Source organism: Nonomuraea sp. NPDC059023 (assembly GCF_042740095.1).
Taxonomy (GTDB): domain Bacteria; phylum Actinomycetota; class Actinomycetes; order Streptosporangiales; family Streptosporangiaceae; genus Nonomuraea.
The window spans coordinates 110,805-127,601 of sequence record NZ_JBHYIO010000007.1; the positions used below are offsets into that span (position 1 = coordinate 110,805).

Genomic DNA, 16,797 nt, shown 5'->3' on the forward strand with positions numbered 1-16,797 from the left:
GCCTCCGTGACACCGCTGGGCCGGACCACTATGTGGACAGGGCCTCTTCAGCCACGTCCAGCCGCGTGTGCGCGGCGAGCGCCTGAAGTGCGCGCATGGCCGCGCCCGCGTGGTTGCCCCAGGTGTTGAAGTACGAGTACTGCCACCACCACAGCGCCTCGTGCGGACGGCCCGCCTCGAAGTGCCGCAGCCCGTGGATCAGGTCGGCCGCGACGGCGGTCAGGTCGTCCGAGAGCCGGTACGGCGTGACCGCCGTGTCCTTGTAAGGGTCGAAGACCTCGGCGTAGTCGTCGACCGCGCCCAGCAGCTCGGCCAGCGCCGTACGCACGCCGTCGATGTCCGGATCCTCGCTCAGCGGCGGCTCCCAGTTGCCGGCCAGGATCACGTCCTGGCTGGCGCCCAGTTTCGCGCCCGCGAGGCTCACCTGCGCCACCTCGACCAGCAGCAACGACCAGATGCCGTCGCCGCCCTCGCCGCCCGCGACCCTGGTCAGGCCGTCGACGTAGTTCTGTGCGTGTCCAGCGATCTCATCAGCGAGAGCGCTCCACTGGTCAGACATCCAGCAGCCTCCGTCCTTCGAACGCGCGGCCCAAGGTGACCTCGTCGGCGTACTCGAGATCACCGCCCACAGGCAGACCGCTGGCCAGTCGTGTCACCTTGATGCCCATCGGCTTGACCAGACGGGCGAGGTAGGTCGCCGTCGCCTCCCCCTCGAGGTTGGGGTCGGTGGCGAGGATGAGCTCGGTCACCCGGCCGTCGGCCAGGCGGGTCATGAGCTCACGGATGCGCAGATCGTCGGGGCCCACCCCGTCGATCGGGCTGATCGCGCCGCCCAGCACGTGGTAGGTGCCGCGGAACTCGCGCGTCTTCTCGATCGCGACGACGTCCTTGGACTCCTCCACCACGCAGATCACGTGGGTGTCCCGGCGGGGATCACGGCAGATACGGCACTCTTCCTCGGCGGCGACGTTGCCGCACGTACCGCAGAAGCGCACCTTCTCCTTGACCTCGAGCAAGGCGTGCGCCAGCCGCTTCACGTCTGCGGGATCGGCCGCGAGCAGGTGGAAGGCGATCCGCTGCGCGCTTTTGGGACCGACGCCGGGCAGCAGCCCGAGTTCGTCGATCAGGTTCTGGACGACCCCTTCGTACATGGCCTAGAACCCCGGCAACTGTCCGAGACCGCCGCCGCCCAGTCCCTGGGCCAGCGGGCCGAGCTTCTCCTGCTGCAGCTCGTCGGCCGCGCGGAAGGCGTCTCGGACGGCGGCGATCACCAGGTCCGCGATCGTGTCGGCGGTGTCCTGCGCGTCGCCGGCGTCGATGACGCTCGGGTCGATCTTCAGCTCGAGCAGCTCACGTGCCCCGTTGACCACGGCGGTGACCATGCCGCCACCCGCCGAGCCCTCGACCTGCGCGTCGTTGAGCTCCTGTTGGGCGCTCGCGAGCTGCTGCTGCATGAGCTGTGCCTGCTCCAGCAGCTGCTGCAGGTTGACATCCCCTGGATTCACCTTCGTGCGCTCCTCATGGCTCCGCGTCGTTGACTGCCACGAGCCTACGGTGTTTGGGCGCAGTCCCGCACTGCGGAGAGCAGGTGTTTCCGTTTGATGGCCGGGTCCCGGCCCCCCTCCAGCGTCCGGGACCCGGCCAGCACGCCGGCCGGAGCGGCCGCACCACGCCGACGTTTCAGTGGAGGACGCTAGCGGCGGCAACGTTGCACACAGGTTGCGATCGTTCAATCACCCTGTGCAATCCCCTGAACGGCTTGCGCTGGGAACCCTTGACCGCGAGGGTGATTCATAGGGGTTGACTACTTGGAGTGGCCGATGAGTTACGCCAGTCTCGATGCGTACTCCCGCAAACTGCGCGGGGCCCATGAAGCCGCATGGACGGGCGCCACCTTGCCGGAGGGCGCTCCACGCCGGCTGATCTCGGCGTCATGGGAGCGATCCATCGAAGCCGGCGTCGATCCGGAGAACGCCGCCGCGCCGCTCGTCTACGACGTGTCCCGCATCAACGACGTGCGCGAGTCGCACCCGCTGCAGCCGCTGCTGCCGCTCCTGGCCGGCACGCTCACCACCATGGCCGACGCGAGCGGGCACGTCGCCATCATCACCGACGGTGATGGCAACATCCTGTGGCGCGATGGCAACCGCACGATGATGCGCCGCGCCGACCGCGTCGGCCTCGCCGACGGGCACAAATGGTCAGAGGGCAGCGTGGGCACCAACGGCATCGGCACCGCCCTCGCCGACCGCACGCCCGTGCACGTCTACTCGGAAGAGCACCTGATGCGGGTCCTGCACGTCTGGTCGTGCAGCGCCGCCCCGATCGTCGACCCCGACACCGACGAGGTGCTCGGCATCGTCGACATCAGCGGCACCGCCCCCAGCCTCCACCCCGCCACCGTCGCCCTGGTGACCGCCACGGCGAAGCTCGCCGAGTCACAGCTCACCGTCCGCATGTACGAGCGCGACGAGCGCCTGCGCCGCCGCTTCGACGGGCTGCGCGACCACGCCGGCATCCTGGTCACCGCCACCGGCCGCGTCATCGCCGGCGATCCTGGTGGGCTGCTCGGCGAGCGCATCGCCCGGCCCGCCGCCGGTGGCCGCTACGTCCTTCCCGGCGGGCGCGCCGTACTCCTGGAGCCCTTCCACGACGGCTACCTCCTGCGCGTCACCACGGAGAGCGCGCCGCCCACGCTCCAGCTCACCTTCCTCGGCGAGGGTCAGCCCACCGCCCGCCTCGGCGGGCGGCACCTCGCGCTGTCCCTGCGCCACGCCGAGATCCTCGCCCTGCTCGCGCTTCACCCCCGCGGCCTGACAGCCGAACAACTCTGCTTCTACCTGTACGGCGACGCCGGCAACCCGGTCACCATCCGCGCCGAGATCCACCGGCTCCGCTCCCAGCTCGGGGACACCGTCGGCGCGAAGCCGTACCGGCTGACCTCCCCCGTCGAAGCCGATTTCGTCGAGCTGCGCAGCCTCCTGGCCGCCGGCGACCCCTCAGCCGTCGCCCGCGCCTACCCGGGCCCGCTGCTGCCCCGCTCGGAGTCCCCCGAACTGCGCAGAGCCCGGGACGAGCTCGAAGTCCAGGTACGCGCGAGCCTGCTCCGCAGCGGCTCACCGGAAGACCTGTGGATCTACGCGCAGACCGCGAACGGGCGCGACGACATGCAGATCCTGGAACGGCTCAGCACCACCCTGCCCACCACCGACCCCCGGGCGATCACCGCGCGGATCCGCCTGCGCTCGCCCTGACCGGTTACGTGTGGTCGATCTCGCCGATGACCTGGGCGCCGAGTTCGCGTTGGAGCAGGGCCATGCCGCCCACGGCGTCGAGGTCGGCGTCGGCGTCGTTGAGCGGGTCCACCTCGTCGGAGTCGGCGCTCTTGCTCCGGCTCGGCACCGCGTCCGGCCAGGCGGAGGCGCCGCCCTGGCGGGGCTTGGGGGCCCGCGGGCCCGACTGGGCCGCCGCCTGAGCGGCCGAACGGGCCGCCGCCATGCCGCCGCCGGTCTTCACCGCGGCCGCCTGGCCGGGATCGGGCATCGGCGGCGAACCCGGGCTCATGTCGTCGGGCGCGTCGGGCCACGACTCGTCCGTGGTCGCCCTCGCCGAGCCGGCGGCGTCCTCGGCCGCCGGGGCATGTGCCTGGGGCGGGTTGTCAGGCGCGGTGGGGCCCGGCTGGCTCGGTGCGCTCTGGTCGGGGGACGGCTGGGGCTGGGGCTGGGGCTGGGGGCTGGTCTGGTTGCCAGGGTTGCCCTGCTGGGTGACAGGAGGGCTCGGCGCGTCGCCGCCCTGCGGACTGGGATTGCCGCCCTGCTGACCCGGGTTGCCGCCCTGCGGACCGGGGTTGCCGCTCTGCTGACTCGGGTTGCCGCTCTGCGGGCCGGGGCGTCCGCCTTGGGGGGCGCCACCGCGACCGCCGGGGGCCGGTGAGCCGCCGACCACCGCTTCCACCCGCCACTTGCCACCGAGGACATCGCCCAAGGCGCTGGCGACGACGGCGTCCTTGCCACCGCCGGTGAAGTTCTTCATCGCGCCGACCTGGGCGAAGCCGAGCGTGACAATGTTGCCCTCGACGCCCACGACCTGCGCGTTGGTGCTGACGTTCGCCCAGACGACGATGCTCCGCTGCTTCAGCGCCGCCAGTACGGCAGGCCACTGCGACAGAATCGCCCCAGGCCCACCGGCCACCGCTTGCCCAGTAGCCATGCCACCGGCGTCCGCGACAGCCGACCCGCCGTCGGTCGCACCGGCGCTACCACCGGCCGTGCCATCACCCGCATGCCCCCCGGCCGACCCGCCAGGCGTTCCCGCCGGACTGCCGGACGCTCCCGTGGAATCACCGGACACGACCGCCGCACCACCGGACACGACCGCCGAGCCACCGGGCATGCCCGTGCCACCGGCGCCGGGCCGCACCGCGTCAGGCCAATCGCCGCCCGCCACACCCGCGCTCGCGCCGCCCGGATTGCCTTGGGCCGCCTGAGCCGCGCCATGACCCACGGCGGCCGCGCCACCCGCCCCAACCCCACCGGAGACCGCTCCAGCGCTGCCGGAGGCACCCGGGTGACCGGAGGCGCCTGCCGTACCGGAGGAAGGGGGGGTGCGAGCGGCCATCTGGGCGACCACGCCGCCGCGCTCCAGGCGCTCCAGGCGGGCCAGCAGCGCTTCCTCGCCCGCCGCCGCGCCCGGCAGCAGCACGCGCGCGCACATGAGCTCCAGCAGCAACCTCGGCGACGTGGCGCCGCGCATCTCGGTGAGGCCCGCGTTGAAGACCTCGGCGGCGCGGGTGAGCTCGGCCGGGCCCATGGAGGCTGCCTGGAGCACCAGGCGCTCGAGTTCGTCGGCGGGGCGGTCGAGCAGGCCGCTGGACGCGGCTTCTGGAACGTTGGCGAGGATGACCAGGTCGCGGAAACGTTCGAGGAGGTCGGCGGCGAAGCGGCGCGGGTCGTGGCCGCCCTCGATGACGCGGTTGACCGCGCCGAAGACCTTGGCCCCGTCGCGTTCGGCGAAGGCGCCGATGACCTCGTCGAGCAGGTCGCCGTCGGTGTAGCCGAGCAGGGAGACGGCCTTGGCGTAGGTGACGCCGTCGTCCTCGGCGCCCGAGAGCAACTGGTCGAGGATGGACAGCGAGTCACGCGCCGAACCCGCGCCCGCGCGCACGACGAGCGGCAGCGCGGTGGGCTCGAAGGGGACGTTCTCGGAGCTGAGGATCTCCTCCAGCAGCGCCCGGAGCGTCGCGGGCGGCATCAGCCGGAAGGGATAGTGGTGGGTACGCGACTTGATCGTGCCGATGACCTTTTCCGGCTCGGTCGTCGCGAAAATGAACTTCAGGTGCGGCGGCGGCTCTTCGACGAGTTTCAGCAGCGCGTTGAAACCCTCGCGGGTCACCATGTGCGCCTCGTCGATGATGTAGATCTTGTAACGCGCGGACACGGGGGCGAAGAACGCCCTCTCCCGCAGGTCGCGCGCGTCGTCCACGCCTCCGTGGGAGGCGGCGTCGATCTCGATCACGTCGAGGTGGCCGGGCCCGGTGGCGGACAGCGCCACGCACGACTCGCATTCACCGCAGGGGTCGGGAGTCGGGCCCTTCTCGCAGTTGAGGCTTCTCGCCAGGATTCGGGCACTGGAGGTCTTGCCGCACCCGCGCGGCCCGCTGAACAGGTACGCGTGGTTGATCCGGCCCATGCGCAGCGCCTGGCGCAACGGCTCCGTGACGTGATCCTGCCCCTTGACCTCCGCGAAGGTCCCGGGGCGGTACTTGCGGTAAAGCGCAAGGCTCATGCGACCATCCCGCCTGCAGGGGGCTCCCAACGAAGAGACCCCCCGCACACCCGCCAGAGCCCGCTTATCCTTGCTGCCTTCCGGCCCTGGGGAGGTTCACAGGATGACGCCGCGCGAGGGGTCCTTGGACAGTCTAGCCACAACCGGCAGTGCTTGTTGCAGCGAAATCGTGGTCTCCAGAGCGCCGGGAGTCCGGTAAGCTCATCCGCGGAGGATTCGCCTAGTGGCCGAGGGCGCACGCTTGGAAAGCGTGTATAGGGCAACCTATCAGGGGTTCAAATCCCCTATCCTCCGCTCAGCCTGGAGAGGTTGTGCCGTGATCGGCGGCACAACCTCTTTTTGCTTTCGGGCGGATGTTCAGATCTGGTTGATGCGGACCATGTTGCCCGCCGGGTCGCGGAAGGCGCAGTCGCGCAGGCCGTACGGCTGGTCGGCCGGTTCCTGGACGACGTCGGCCCCGGCGGCCTGGACGCGCTCGAAGGTGGCGGCCAGGTCGGAGGTGGCCAGGACGATGCCCGCGTAGCTGCCCTTGGCCATCAGTTCGGCGATCGTGCGGCGCTCGTCGTCGCTGAGGCCCGGGTCGCTGCCTGGCGGTTCGAGGACGATCGACGTCTCCGGCTGGCCCGGCGGCCCGACCGTGATCCAGCGCATGCCCTCGTAGCCCACGTCCTTGCGTACCTCGAAGCCCAGCGCGTCGCGGTAGAAGGCGAGCGACTTCTCAGGGTCGTCGGCGGGCAGGAATGTCAGGTGAATCGTGAGGTTCATGCACCTCACGGTAGGTCGGCACGCGCGGCGGCCGCTTCTCGATTCCTGATCGGTCGCATGATCCGCTTGGCGACGCACGCGGGGATGCCCTCGGCGTCCTTGGCGGCCAGGCGGCGGTAGGTGCTCGGCGACATGCCCACCAGTTCGGAGAACCGGGTGCTGAACGTGCCCAGCGACGAACAACCCACTGCGAAGCAGACCTCGGTGACGGACAGGTCGCCGCGCCGCAGCAGGGTCATGGCTCGTTCGATGCGCCGGGTCATCAGGTAGCTGTAGGGCGATTCGCCGTAGACGGCGCGGAACTCCCTGCTGAGGTGCCCGGCCGAGATGTGCGCGCCGCGCGCCAGCGCCTGTACGTCCAGGGGCTGCGCGTAGTCGCGGTCGATCCGGTCACGTACGCGGCGCAGCAGGACGAGCTCGCGCAGGCGCGGGTCGGATCTGCCGGTCACGGCTACCAGCCTGCCCTGCGGACCGGCGCGCTGTCCACGCGATCCCCTTTGCGTGGGAGTGGTCTCCCCCGTCCGGGGGAGGGATCGCGCGGCCCGCCTGCCTACGTTCGGGGGCATGGCGATGATGCGCTGGCCGGCGTACACGATGACCGTGTTGTTTCTCGGGTACGGCGCCGGCAAGGCGGTGTTCGCGGCCCAGGGGAAGCTGGGGTTCCCCGGTGGGCCGGTGGTGCCCGCCGAGGAGTACGCGCGCTATGCCCGTGACGTGATGAACGTCTCCATGGCGCAGTGGTTCGCCGCCGCCAACGGGCTGATCGGTGCGGCGCTCTTCATGGCCACGGTGACCAGGGTGGGGCGCCGGGTGCCGCGGCCGCTGATGCTGGCGGTGCTCGGGGTCGCGTTCCTCGGCGTCGGGGCGGGCATGGTGGTCATGATCGCGGACGGATTCCTCGGGCTGGGCGTGGGCTGGCAGTGGTACCACGGCGTGCTCGGGATCGTGGTGCTCGGCCTGATGGCCGCGACGGTCTGGTCCTACGCGCGGGCGACCCGGCGCGCAGGACCGGCCGGCTAGACGTCCTCCGGCGCCAGGAAGCTCGGGGCGCCGGAGTCGCGCGCGGAGGCCGCGGCGGACAGACGGGCGAAGGCGTGCGGACGGAGCAGTTCGGCGGCGGTTTCCATGGGGAAGAAGCCGTAGTCGTCGAGTTCCTCGGCCTGCAGGGTGATCGGGGTGCCGGGGTCGAGGGTGCCGCAGTCGAACATGAAGTGCACCGACGGCAGCGGGCAGGTGTCCAGGGGCATGAGCCACTGGGTCACCAGCAGGCTGCCGGGCGTGGTGGTGAGGCCGAGTTCCTCCGCCACCTCACGGGCACAGGCCTGCGAGGGGTGCTCGCCCTCGTCGATCAGGCCTCCGGCGAAGTTCCAGTGGTCGCGGTAGTTGGGCTTGACCAGGAGTACGCGCCCCCGAGGGTCCGTGATGTAGGCCGCGGCGGCGGCGACGAGCTTGTTCACCGACATCCAGAAGTCATCCACGCGATCACCCTAGGCCTCAGGCGACGACCGCCTTGGTGCGGTCGGTGGCCATGTGGACGGCCATGGCGCCGAGGACGGTGCCGGTCACGTACCGCTGGATGCGCACCCAGCGCGGGTGCGTCGCGAGGAATGCCGCCAGCGCCCCCGCCGACAGCGCGATCAGCGCGTTGACCAGCGTGCCGATGAAGATCTGCACGGACCCCAGCGCGAGGCTCTGCAGGAGCACATGTCCCATCGACGGGTCGATGAACTGCGGCAGCAGCGAAAGATACAGGATCGCGATCTTCGGATTGAGCAGGCAGGTGAGCAGACCCATGGCGAAGAGCCTGCGCGGCCGCTCGACGGGCAGCTCACGGGCCTCGAACGCGGAGGCGCCGCCGGGCTTGATGGTGTTCCAGGCCAGCCACAGCAGGTACGCCGCGCCGGCCAGCTTCAACGCCGTATAGGCGGCGGGCACGTAGGCGAACAGAGCGGTCAGACCCAAACACGTCGCCGTCAGATAGACGGTGAAGCCGAGCGCCACGCCCGTGAGAGAGATCAGACCGGCGCGCCGGCCTTGGGTGATCGACCGCGAGACCAGGTAGATCATGTTCGGGCCGGGCGTCAGCACCATGCCCAGCGAAACCAGTGCAATTCCCACCAAACCAGCTGTCACCCCACAAGGGTAACCTGGTGCCAGAAATGGCTGATTACGGAGCGTATTCGGGCTGCTACCCGGGAAGTCGTCTCACATGCAGTTCGACGATGACGCGAAGCTCGACCCGTCCGAGATCGAGGACGTACGAGCGACCGGCCCGAAGCAGGGCGGCGGCGGAGGGATGCTGCCGGCCGGATGCGCGTCGCTGCCGATCAGCGGCAAGGGCGGCGGCTGCCTGCTGATCATCCTGGCGGTGGCGGCGCTGTTCGTGTTCAAGATCGTCCCGTCCCCGTTCACCGGCGACCAGCAGCAACCGCAGGGAGGCGGGCAGGCGCCGCCCGCGCCGGCCGCCACGCCCAGCGGGAACCTGGCCGAGCGCTGCAAGACCGGCGCCGACGCCGACCAGTCCGAGGACTGCCGCATCGTCGGCATCGTCAACAGCATCCAGACGTACTGGAAGCAGGCCTTCGCCGCGCGCGGCGGCGGCGCCTACACCCCGGCCAAGACGGTGCTCTTCTCCCGGGCCGTCAACACCGCCTGCGGCGCGGCCGACTCCGCGGTGGGCCCCTTCTACTGCCCCCGCGACCGCAAGGTCTACCTCGACCTCACGTTCTTCAACACCCTCCAGCGCGACTACGGCGCCGAAGGCGGGCCTTTCGCCCAGGCCTACGTCATCGCCCACGAGTACGGTCACCACGTCCAGAACCTCCTGGGCACCATGAACCGGGTCGGCAACAGCCGCCAGGGCGCGAGCAGCGGAGCCGTACGCCTGGAACTGCAGGCCGACTGCTACGCCGGGGTCTGGGCGAACAACGCCGTCAAGACCGGCTTCTACAGCCAGCCGTTCACCCAGGCCGACATCGACCAGGCCCTCAGCGCGGCCGCCGCGGTCGGCGACGACAGCATCCAGCGCAAGGTCCAGGGCCGGGTGACGCCCGACGCGTTCACCCACGGCACCTCACAGCAGCGCGAGAAGTGGTTCACGGTCGGCTACCAGAGCGGTGACCCCAAGCGTTGCGACACGTTCACCGGAGCGATCTGAGGGCTTTCCCCGGCGGCCACACCGCCGGTGTTCGCGGCGAATGCGACGCGCGCCGACCTGGGCCGACGGCGGTGGAGAGCGCAAGAAATCGGATTCTCTCCTAAAATCAATGGGTGATCTTTAAGTTGGTCGGCGACGGACGTCCTTATCCCGAACATGGTCTGACGCACCGCGAGTGGGCGCAGATACCACCGCGGCAGGTCCGGCTCGACTCGCTGGTCACCACCAAAGCCATGCTCGACCTGCACTCGCTGCTGGCCGCCGACTCGACGTTCTACGGCGACCTGTTCCCGCACGTGGTCCAGTGGCAGGGCGAGCTCTACCTGGAGGACGGCCTGCACAGGGCGCTGCGCGCCGCGCTGCACCAGCGGTCCATCCTGCACGCCAGGGTCCTCGAACTGCCCCCGAGCTGACGCTCAGCGACGGTAGTACGGCTTCGCCTTGACGCTCGCGTAGCGCTGCCAGAGGCCGCCGTTGTCCTGGAAGTCGTACCAGGCGTCCTCAAGGCGGTCGTCCACGACGTTGCAGGTGCTGGTGCGGGAGTGGCCGCGCTTGATCGGGCCCACGTAGATGGTGCCCTTGCCGACGTACCGGCCGTTGATGTGCAGGCGGCAGGTCCCGCCCACCCAGGCGATGTTGCGACGGCTGTTGTTGACGACCTTGATGCGGATCGCGCAGGCCGATTCGCACCATCCGAAACTGAGCTTCAGCCGCACCGGCGCGGCCGCCGCCTGGGCCGGTGCCGCGACGAGCGTCCCGGCCAGGGCCAGGCCGGAGACGAGCGCGATCAGACGTTTCACGAAAAACCCCCGGTAAAGAAACAGTCAAGTCGGGCCATGATCACACGTCATCGCGGACGGTCACAAGAAACGTGAAGAGGCGACCCGTACGGGCCGCTCACCGCCGCGGCCACCTTCCGTGGCTCGCCTACCGTTCGCCGATGCGATCGACAACGCCGACCACATCGGAGAGGGCGATGGTGCCGCCACCGGGAGCACCCTTGTTCTGGTGCGTACGAGAGTCCAGACAGGAATCCCGGTTATCGCACATGATCCACAATCGTCCGCTGCCGACGCTCGCGCTAAAGGAGAAGTCCGCGGTATCTCCCACTGCGTATGGCTCGTCGAGCGGCTTTCCATCCACCTGGATTTTGCCCGAACTGGTGCAGCACTCCACGGAGGTTCCGGGCGTTCCAATGATGCGGGAGACCGCGGTGACCTCGCCGTCTTCCGGGTTCTCGCGCCAGGCCGGCGGCTCGCGATAGACGATGATATCGCCGATCTTCGGCACGTAATCGTCGCCGACCAAGCTGGCGGAGAAGCGTTCACCATCCTTGATGGTCGGTTCCATCGAGATGCTGGCGGCCGTATAGCTCTTCGAACCCAGCACCCTGTCAACAACCCCGCACCCCGATGTTGCCCACGCAACCATCAGGGCAGCGCCGATTAACTTCCCCAATGCCCGCATAACAGCAATTGTTCCTGAAGAGTCAGGCCGACGTGTTCATTTTCGATCATTTACCCGCCGGCTCCTTGTGCTTCCCCCGACGTCCACCCCTCCCCGCCGGCGTTTGTGCGGTGATCGAGGGCCCGGACCAGCCGTTCCATCGGCCTCGTCGCACGGATGCCGAATCCCTCTTGGCCACGATCTGGTCGTTCTTCCGTGGGAGCCACCGGCCTCCGCGCGGCCCCTGGTGTGACCGTTTCCTGGAGACACAAAGAGCCGCCGACCTGTACACACAGGTCAACGGCTCTTTTGGTGCGGTGGTGGTGGGATTTGAACCCGGTACGGACAACGCTTTGGCCTGCTTGAACGGCACGTTAGCTGGTCAAGGCCGAACAGATCAAGACAAAACGAGACGCCACAAGACCGCGCAAGACGGGCGGTGTGTCCATTTGGACACACCGATGATCTTGGAATGGGTTCCGCCCTACCGGCGCCGGGTGGCGGCGGCGTAGAGGTCGCGCAGATACCAGCGGTGCCAGTCCCGTGAGACCGCAACCGTCACGCGCCCGTCGGGATCCTCCGCGACGTCGCGAGCCTGGGCGAGGTGTACTTCGGCCCATCGTAAGGCCGCTCGTTCACAGCGGCAGTTGGAGGGCCGGCGGTCCAGTGCGAGCCGGCGCAGGGTGGCGAGCTGTCGCTCTGGCGGCATATCGGTCTGTTCTGTGCAGAGACTGCGCAGATTTGCACAATTCATGCACTTTTTGTTGGAGCGCCAGCTAGGACCGCGCTCGGTCACGACGCGAACCGGATTTTCTGCATTGCCTGGCGCGCCGCCTGAAAGGGTGGCGCCGGCACGGGGAGATCAAATTCCCGCCAGACCTCGTCGTAGTCCTCGGGGCCGGCCGTCAGATGCAACGCTCCAAGCGCGGCAACCGTCCGGTCGTACCCGTCGGGGGTCAAGATGGCCATACACCTGCCCTGACGCGCGTACATTGGGCCAGTGACCCCGGGCGGCGCAAGCGCGACCCGGACGCGTAGCGGACTGGGGGACCCCGCTTCCATCTCTGCCATCGACACCTGCCATAACGGTCGATTGGTGATGATCGTTAGAAATGGGAGCATAGGGACAGCTGTCAAGATTGGGCAAACCTGAATGTCGGTGTTTTGATCACAATTGGGTGACCGAAACGCTCAATCCTGCATTATTTCGCAGGGACGTCTGGTAGATCGGCGCCCATCTCTCTGAGCATCGCCCACAGGACCTGGCGGGACATCCGGATGGCGTCCTCACGCCTCTCCGGCGGGGTCGCTTCGATCGCCTTCTGCACCTCCAAGGCGAACATCTCGAACGGTTGACCGAGCACCTCCTGCAGGATCACCGTCTCCCCCTCGTTGGTGACGAACTCGTACCGACGCGAGTGCCCGTCACTGGCTTCGGCTATAGGAGTGAGTAGCGAGCCCTCGCCCAGGGGAATCGCCGCAGGCTGCCCGCCGGCCAGCACGGCCTGAACCGAGCCGAACTGCCATCGATAGGCGCTCTCGATCGCCAGCAAGGTGGCGGCGGAGTAGTTGGCGCGTCGACCGGACTCAAGATCACTAATGATCTTGTAGTCCAAGCCGGTTTCCTCGGCGAAGTGCTTTCGGTTGCGATAGTCGCGACCCAGGGAACGCCGCCGGGCAACCAGCAGGTCGCCCAGCCGCATCCAGGCCGCCTGCGTGTGCTGCATGACCAACTCCCAGTTGTATCCACAGCCCTACCTGAGTGCACAGGTTCGGTCGCCCTGATCTTCATAGGGCACGTAAGGGCATGTCAATTCCTAAATCGGTAACAGTACCCACCAGGTCAGGAAGCTCCCAATCGCCAACACACTGTTGGAGTCCATGACCTACTCGAACAGGTGTACCGGTCACTGTTCCCGAAATAGGTAACTGTGCCCTATATTCACCTCATGTCTCGCGCTCGCACCGTTCCGCACAACGGCCCAGCCATTCGCAGCTTCCGCACTCTCCGCGGCCTCACCTCAGCGACCCTGGCCGAGCGGGTCGGCATCTCCGTTTCCCACCTGAGCCGCGTCGAGCACGAGCGCAAGCCCGTCGTGAGCGTGGGCCTCGCCGAGCGCATCGCCAACACCCTGTCCATCGAGGTAGCGGCCATCTTGCGAACGCCGATCTCACCCGGTGGCGGTAGCGAGTGATGGCGATCTCGGCGTCAGCGCGGCGGGCACACCGGACCATTCCTGACCCAGAGGTCCAGCCTCGCATGACCGTTCCCGAAGCGGGCCGAGCTCTTGGCCTGTCCCGCGCTGCGGCGTACGCAGCGGTCCACCGTGGCGAGATCCCGATCCTGCCGCGCGGTACCAGTACCCGAATTTGGGTCTCCACGGCAGCACTCAGAGAGCTGCTCGGACTCTCCTGAGGCCGTCAACGACGGCAACGACAAAGCCCCTGCGACTCCCGCTGGCACGGGCGCAGGGGCTCGACCCTCGAAAGGACCGTTGGTTGCATGTCCATTCTGTCTCACCCCGAGGCACGTCCGCTTCCACCTCGGGACTTGATCGTCTCGTACCTCGACATCATCCGGGGCGAGTCCATCCGCGAGCTGCTCGCCGCTCAGAAGCCGCTTTCGGGAGGCCCCGCATGAGCCTGTCCTTGTTCACACCCAGAGCCAAGGTTCTCCTAGTGCGCTGGACCAACGGGTGTCCACCACCAGTCGACGGATGCAGGTGGTGCGGGCATCGCGAGAGCGGCCACGAGCTGGCGTTGTTGCATGGGCGCGCCCGCGCACACCCATTCGAGCAGCCGACCCCGCACCAGCAGCAGGCGCGTGTGGAGACTCGGGATCGGAGCCTGCGGTGATTCGTCTGGAGCCAGCAGGCCTATCGATCCTCATGGCCGCAGCGGGCGTCTTCGGCATTCTGGTCGGCACTGCCGTGGGAATGTCGGCAGGGAGGGCGTATGAGACGGCCGAGCGCGCCGTTGGCGAGCAGCTGGCAGCGCTGCTGCGGCTGCCCAAGCTCCGGCTGGTTCGGGATCTGGCGGCCGCGCAGCAACAGGTGGTCCGCCTGCAGAAGGATGTCGGCCAGCTGACCGGCTTGGCCAAAACTCTCGGCGGCGACCTCGGCATCGCCCACTTCGAGCTCTACGAGGGGAACGCTGCGAATGAAGAGCTGGGGCGCCTACTGGCTTCCAGCCAGAATGCGACCGCTCTCGCCAACGAGCGACTGGAGCTCCTATTCACAGGCGTGCTCGCGCTGGCGGAATCCTGGGATCGGCTGCCACCCGTCGGCTACTACGGGATAGCGGCCTCCGAGATGCGCGCCCTACTGCAGCAGCTCGGATTCGACCCCAACGGCGACGTCGAGAACTCCGAGCGTGTGGAGGTGTCGCGATGGCCTGGGGTGTAGCCGAGGTGCTGGCCGAGTTGTCCGGGGCGCGCGACGGCCTGGCGGCGCACGCATCGGTGTGTCCGCTCCCGCTGGCGCAACGCTGTCCGCGTTGCCTGCTGCACGTGCTGGCCGTCCTGGGCAATGCACCATCGATCGGTGAGCCGGAGCTGACCGTGGTGGTCTACGGCACACCCGGCCCGCAGGGTAGCAAGAAGGCCCACGCGATCTACCGGGGCCGCGGGAGCGAGCGGGCGTTCACCGGCAAGGTGGCTCTGGCTGAGAGCTCGGCCAAGGTCAAGCCCTGGCGCGCGTGCGTAGACGCCGCCGCCCGTCGGGCCGCGGCCGCCGCGGCGGCCGCGCGAGGCCTGCCCGACTGGCAGCCGCTCGACGGCCCGCTGGTCGCGCAGTTCGTGTTCAGCTTGCCGCGCGGCAGCAGCGTCAAGCGGAGCCACCACACCGTCTACCCGGATCTGTCCAAGCTGATCCGCTCTACCGAGGACGCCTTCACCACCGCGAAGATCTGGGCTGACGACGCGCGTCTGGTCGGCTACTACGAGCCGCGCAAGCTGTACGCCGGCGACGTCGGCGCGCTCGATCAACCGGGCGCGGTCATTCGAGTCTGGCGGGTGCCCTGATGGACGCCTCGACCCGCGTAGCAGCGGCCGACACCCACGGCCGTACCCAGCGCGTCGGCGGCTCGGCACCCGTTGTCGGAGAGCAGTCCCGCGGCGGCTCCCTGACCTATGTCCCGTACCGCGCCGAAGCCGAGGAGGCGCTGTGGCAGGCCGAACTCGCCGACGCCGGGTGGTTCGTTCGCCGCCTGGCCAACCAGCACGGCTGCAGTCGCCGCACCGATAGTGATCCCCCGTGCCTACACCCCGAGCATGCCAAAGACCTGCAGGCCTGCCGCCTGGCGCTCATCGTGCTCGGCGTCGTGCCCGATGACCAGGTGCTGCCACGCACCGCGATGGGCGACGTCAGCGCCCGCGCCCACACCGGCCGATGCCCCGAATGCGGTTACGTGATAGCTGTCCGCCTCGACGGCATGCTCACCGCGCACAAGGTGCGCGACTCCCCCAGCTCAATCGATCGCTGCCCCGGCGGCGGCAACCCTCCGGAGGTCACCGGCTGATGCCTGCGTCCAAGCTCGACAGCAAGCTCCTCAAGCGCCTTGAGGAGGTCCTGCAGCCCTACACCGCCACCCTGTTCACTCGGCTCGGGACGTCGGTGGTCGGCATCGTGGAGATCACCTCGGTGGAGCGCACAGAGCCCTACGACGAAGAGGAACGCGCCCCCACCGTCAAGCTGCGCCTGACTGGCCTGGAGATCGCCACCCCCGAGCAGGAAGACGCTCTTCGCCGCGGTCAGCGCGCCATGTATCAGCTGCGCACCGCCCGCGACACGCTCGACGCGCTGCCCGACAGCGAGCACGCCCTGCGCCAGCTCAACCTCCTTGATCAACGTCTGACCCGAAGCGAGGTCTGATGCCCGCAGCCACCCGCGAACAGCTCCGGCTCACCGTGCTCGAAGCGCTGCGCGCCGCCGGCGCCGACCACGAGCGCGTCGATACCGCGCTGTGGGACTGTGACCTCGAAATCGTCCCCCGGCTGATCGGTGACGAGCGGCACTGGCGCCTGATCGTCGACGGCCGCGATCAACCGCGGCTCCTGGACGCCGATGAGCTGCTGCGCGAGTTCGCCTTCACCCTGATCAGCCGCCCGTGCGCGTCGGTCATCGTGCGCCCGGCGGACGCCGAGGAGGTCAACGCCTTCCTCTTCCTCGGCTCGCCTGGGCTGGCCGGCGTCGACGAACGACGCCAACGCGTCGAGGCGCTGGTCGGCCAGGAACTCGTCGAGGCCCTGGATGCAGCTCTCAGTCAGCCGCCCGCCGGCGGAGTTGCCGCGTGAGCCTGACCGCGTTGATCGACCGCATCCGCGACGACATCGACGACGGCGACCAGATGGCCGAGCAACTCGGCGTAGACCTCCATGAGCGAGTCGACGTCCGCTATCTCGACGTCGAGGCGCTGCTGCGCGTGGCCGAGGTCCTCGACCGCGATGGACACCTCACCGCCCGGGCGGCCGATCTCATCGTCGAGCGCGCCCTGGTCGACGACGGCGATGGCAGGTAGGGCGCCCGCGTGCGGGCACTGGCTCGGCGGACGCCATTGTGGCGATCACCGGGCCAGGCCCTACCCGTGCGGCTGGCGGTGCCCCCGGCACACCCCCGCAGCCGTCGCTGGCCGGCCCGAACCTTCCG

General features: G+C 68.9%; 23 protein-coding genes, 1 tRNA gene and 1 other RNA gene. 12 read left to right on the forward strand and 13 right to left on the reverse strand.

The features are described from left to right. Nucleotides 1–28: 28 nt before the first annotated feature. Genes ACFWYW_RS14405 through ACFWYW_RS14415 form a run of 3 tightly spaced genes read right to left on the reverse strand, consistent with a single transcriptional unit; the run spans nucleotide 29 to nucleotide 1,505 of the window. Nucleotides 29–559: a DUF5063 domain-containing protein gene (locus tag ACFWYW_RS14405; RefSeq protein WP_379613167.1), complete on the reverse strand. Its 531-nt coding sequence runs from the start codon at nucleotides 557–559 to the stop codon at nucleotides 29–31. Continuing rightward, nucleotides 552–1,151 (reverse strand): recombination mediator RecR, encoded by a 600-nt coding sequence (gene recR, locus ACFWYW_RS14410; RefSeq protein WP_379613166.1) that lies wholly within the window; start codon nucleotides 1,149–1,151, stop codon nucleotides 552–554. The genes ACFWYW_RS14405 and recR overlap by 8 nt, the downstream gene beginning before the upstream one ends. Before the next feature lie 3 nt (nucleotides 1,152–1,154). Continuing rightward, nucleotides 1,155–1,505, reverse strand: coding sequence for a YbaB/EbfC family nucleoid-associated protein (locus ACFWYW_RS14415; RefSeq protein WP_379613165.1), 351 nt, complete (start codon nucleotides 1,503–1,505; stop codon nucleotides 1,155–1,157). Between the two features lie 315 nt (nucleotides 1,506–1,820). Here ACFWYW_RS14415 and ACFWYW_RS14420 point away from each other — a divergent pair, with 315 nt between their 5' ends. Beyond that, complete coding sequence (locus tag ACFWYW_RS14420) at nucleotides 1,821–3,254, forward strand: GAF domain-containing protein (protein ID WP_379613164.1); 1,434 nt, start codon at nucleotides 1,821–1,823, stop codon at nucleotides 3,252–3,254. Between the two features lie 4 nt (nucleotides 3,255–3,258). Here ACFWYW_RS14420 and ACFWYW_RS14425 read toward each other — a convergent pair whose 3' ends face one another. After that, nucleotides 3,259–5,784, reverse strand: coding sequence for a DNA polymerase III subunit gamma and tau (locus tag ACFWYW_RS14425; RefSeq protein ID WP_379613163.1), 2,526 nt, complete (start codon nucleotides 5,782–5,784; stop codon nucleotides 3,259–3,261). A 30-nt stretch (nucleotides 5,785–5,814) separates the two neighbouring features. Beyond that, nucleotides 5,815–5,910: signal recognition particle sRNA small type (gene ffs, locus ACFWYW_RS14430), an RNA gene on the reverse strand. 83 nt (nucleotides 5,911–5,993) lie between these two features. Here ffs and ACFWYW_RS14435 point away from each other — a divergent pair. Beyond that, nucleotides 5,994–6,078, forward strand: a tRNA-Ser gene (locus ACFWYW_RS14435). A 63-nt stretch (nucleotides 6,079–6,141) separates the two neighbouring features. On the opposite strand, the gene ACFWYW_RS14440 is transcribed toward ACFWYW_RS14435, so the two are convergent. Together ACFWYW_RS14440 and ACFWYW_RS14445 are read right to left on the reverse strand one after the other, a co-directional pair. Next, complete coding sequence (locus tag ACFWYW_RS14440; protein WP_379613162.1) at nucleotides 6,142–6,549, reverse strand: VOC family protein; 408 nt, start codon at nucleotides 6,547–6,549, stop codon at nucleotides 6,142–6,144. Nucleotides 6,550–6,554: 5 nt separating this feature from the next. Next, nucleotides 6,555–6,998: a helix-turn-helix transcriptional regulator gene (locus ACFWYW_RS14445; protein ID WP_379613161.1), complete on the reverse strand. Its 444-nt coding sequence runs from the start codon at nucleotides 6,996–6,998 to the stop codon at nucleotides 6,555–6,557. A gap of 115 nt (nucleotides 6,999–7,113) precedes the next feature. On the opposite strand from ACFWYW_RS14445, the gene ACFWYW_RS14450 reads away from it, so the two are divergent. After that, entirely contained in the window at nucleotides 7,114–7,569 is a 456-nt protein-coding gene (locus ACFWYW_RS14450) for a hypothetical protein (protein WP_379613160.1), read from the forward strand. Here ACFWYW_RS14450 and ACFWYW_RS14455 read toward each other — a convergent pair. Together ACFWYW_RS14455 and ACFWYW_RS14460 are read right to left on the reverse strand one after the other, a co-directional pair. Then, nucleotides 7,566–8,027, reverse strand: a complete 462-nt coding sequence (locus tag ACFWYW_RS14455; RefSeq protein WP_379613159.1) for an NUDIX domain-containing protein — start codon at nucleotides 8,025–8,027, stop codon at nucleotides 7,566–7,568. The genes ACFWYW_RS14450 and ACFWYW_RS14455 overlap by 4 nt on opposite strands. Before the next feature lie 16 nt (nucleotides 8,028–8,043). After that, nucleotides 8,044–8,667 carry a LysE family translocator gene (locus ACFWYW_RS14460; RefSeq protein ID WP_379635219.1) on the reverse strand — a complete coding sequence of 208 codons (624 nt, stop codon included), beginning with the start codon at nucleotides 8,665–8,667 and terminating at the stop codon, nucleotides 8,044–8,046. Nucleotides 8,668–8,758: 91 nt separating this feature from the next. Here ACFWYW_RS14460 and ACFWYW_RS14465 point away from each other — a divergent pair, with 91 nt between their 5' ends. Together ACFWYW_RS14465 and ACFWYW_RS14470 are read left to right on the forward strand one after the other, a co-directional pair. Then, nucleotides 8,759–9,706: a neutral zinc metallopeptidase gene (locus ACFWYW_RS14465; RefSeq protein ID WP_379613157.1), complete on the forward strand. Its 948-nt coding sequence runs from the start codon at nucleotides 8,759–8,761 to the stop codon at nucleotides 9,704–9,706. A gap of 113 nt (nucleotides 9,707–9,819) precedes the next feature. Continuing rightward, complete coding sequence (locus tag ACFWYW_RS14470) at nucleotides 9,820–10,119, forward strand: type II toxin-antitoxin system VapB family antitoxin (protein ID WP_379613156.1); 300 nt, start codon at nucleotides 9,820–9,822, stop codon at nucleotides 10,117–10,119. 3 nt (nucleotides 10,120–10,122) lie between these two features. On the opposite strand, the gene ACFWYW_RS14475 is transcribed toward ACFWYW_RS14470, so the two are convergent. From ACFWYW_RS14475 to ACFWYW_RS14490, 4 genes are all read right to left on the reverse strand, one after another. After that, complete coding sequence (locus ACFWYW_RS14475; protein WP_379613155.1) at nucleotides 10,123–10,506, reverse strand: hypothetical protein; 384 nt, start codon at nucleotides 10,504–10,506, stop codon at nucleotides 10,123–10,125. A 127-nt stretch (nucleotides 10,507–10,633) separates the two neighbouring features. Further along, on the reverse strand, nucleotides 10,634–11,173 hold the full coding sequence (gene lepB / locus ACFWYW_RS14480; protein WP_379613154.1) for a signal peptidase I: 540 nt from the start codon (nucleotides 11,171–11,173) through the stop codon (nucleotides 10,634–10,636). A 771-nt stretch (nucleotides 11,174–11,944) separates the two neighbouring features. Next, on the reverse strand, nucleotides 11,945–12,121 hold the full coding sequence (locus ACFWYW_RS14485; protein ID WP_379613152.1) for a hypothetical protein: 177 nt from the start codon (nucleotides 12,119–12,121) through the stop codon (nucleotides 11,945–11,947). A gap of 233 nt (nucleotides 12,122–12,354) precedes the next feature. Beyond that, on the reverse strand, nucleotides 12,355–12,879 hold the full coding sequence (locus ACFWYW_RS14490; protein WP_379613151.1) for a hypothetical protein: 525 nt from the start codon (nucleotides 12,877–12,879) through the stop codon (nucleotides 12,355–12,357). A gap of 222 nt (nucleotides 12,880–13,101) precedes the next feature. On the opposite strand from ACFWYW_RS14490, the gene ACFWYW_RS14495 reads away from it, so the two are divergent. The 7 genes from ACFWYW_RS14495 (at nucleotide 13,102) to ACFWYW_RS14525 (ending at nucleotide 16,669) form a co-directional block, all read left to right on the forward strand. Further along, nucleotides 13,102–13,347, forward strand: a complete 246-nt coding sequence (locus ACFWYW_RS14495) for a helix-turn-helix domain-containing protein (protein WP_379613150.1) — start codon at nucleotides 13,102–13,104, stop codon at nucleotides 13,345–13,347. Nucleotides 13,348–14,004: 657 nt separating this feature from the next. Next, nucleotides 14,005–14,556: a hypothetical protein gene (locus tag ACFWYW_RS14500; protein WP_379613149.1), complete on the forward strand. Its 552-nt coding sequence runs from the start codon at nucleotides 14,005–14,007 to the stop codon at nucleotides 14,554–14,556. Then, nucleotides 14,541–15,173, forward strand: coding sequence for a RusA family crossover junction endodeoxyribonuclease (locus ACFWYW_RS14505; RefSeq protein ID WP_379613148.1), 633 nt, complete (start codon nucleotides 14,541–14,543; stop codon nucleotides 15,171–15,173). Before ACFWYW_RS14500 ends, ACFWYW_RS14505 begins: the two co-directional genes overlap by 16 nt. Next, on the forward strand, nucleotides 15,173–15,670 hold the full coding sequence (locus tag ACFWYW_RS14510; RefSeq protein ID WP_379613147.1) for a hypothetical protein: 498 nt from the start codon (nucleotides 15,173–15,175) through the stop codon (nucleotides 15,668–15,670). The genes ACFWYW_RS14505 and ACFWYW_RS14510 overlap by 1 nt, the downstream gene beginning before the upstream one ends. After that, the gene (locus ACFWYW_RS14515) at nucleotides 15,670–16,023 is read left to right on the forward strand and encodes a hypothetical protein (protein WP_379613146.1); all 354 of its coding nucleotides are present in this window, start codon (nucleotides 15,670–15,672) and stop codon (nucleotides 16,021–16,023) included. Before ACFWYW_RS14510 ends, ACFWYW_RS14515 begins: the two co-directional genes overlap by 1 nt. Then, nucleotides 16,023–16,445 (forward strand): hypothetical protein, encoded by a 423-nt coding sequence (locus ACFWYW_RS14520; protein ID WP_379613145.1) that lies wholly within the window; start codon nucleotides 16,023–16,025, stop codon nucleotides 16,443–16,445. Before ACFWYW_RS14515 ends, ACFWYW_RS14520 begins: the two co-directional genes overlap by 1 nt. Next, nucleotides 16,442–16,669 (forward strand): hypothetical protein, encoded by a 228-nt coding sequence (locus ACFWYW_RS14525; RefSeq protein ID WP_379613144.1) that lies wholly within the window; start codon nucleotides 16,442–16,444, stop codon nucleotides 16,667–16,669. Before ACFWYW_RS14520 ends, ACFWYW_RS14525 begins: the two co-directional genes overlap by 4 nt. Nucleotides 16,670–16,797: the final 128 nt, after the last annotated feature.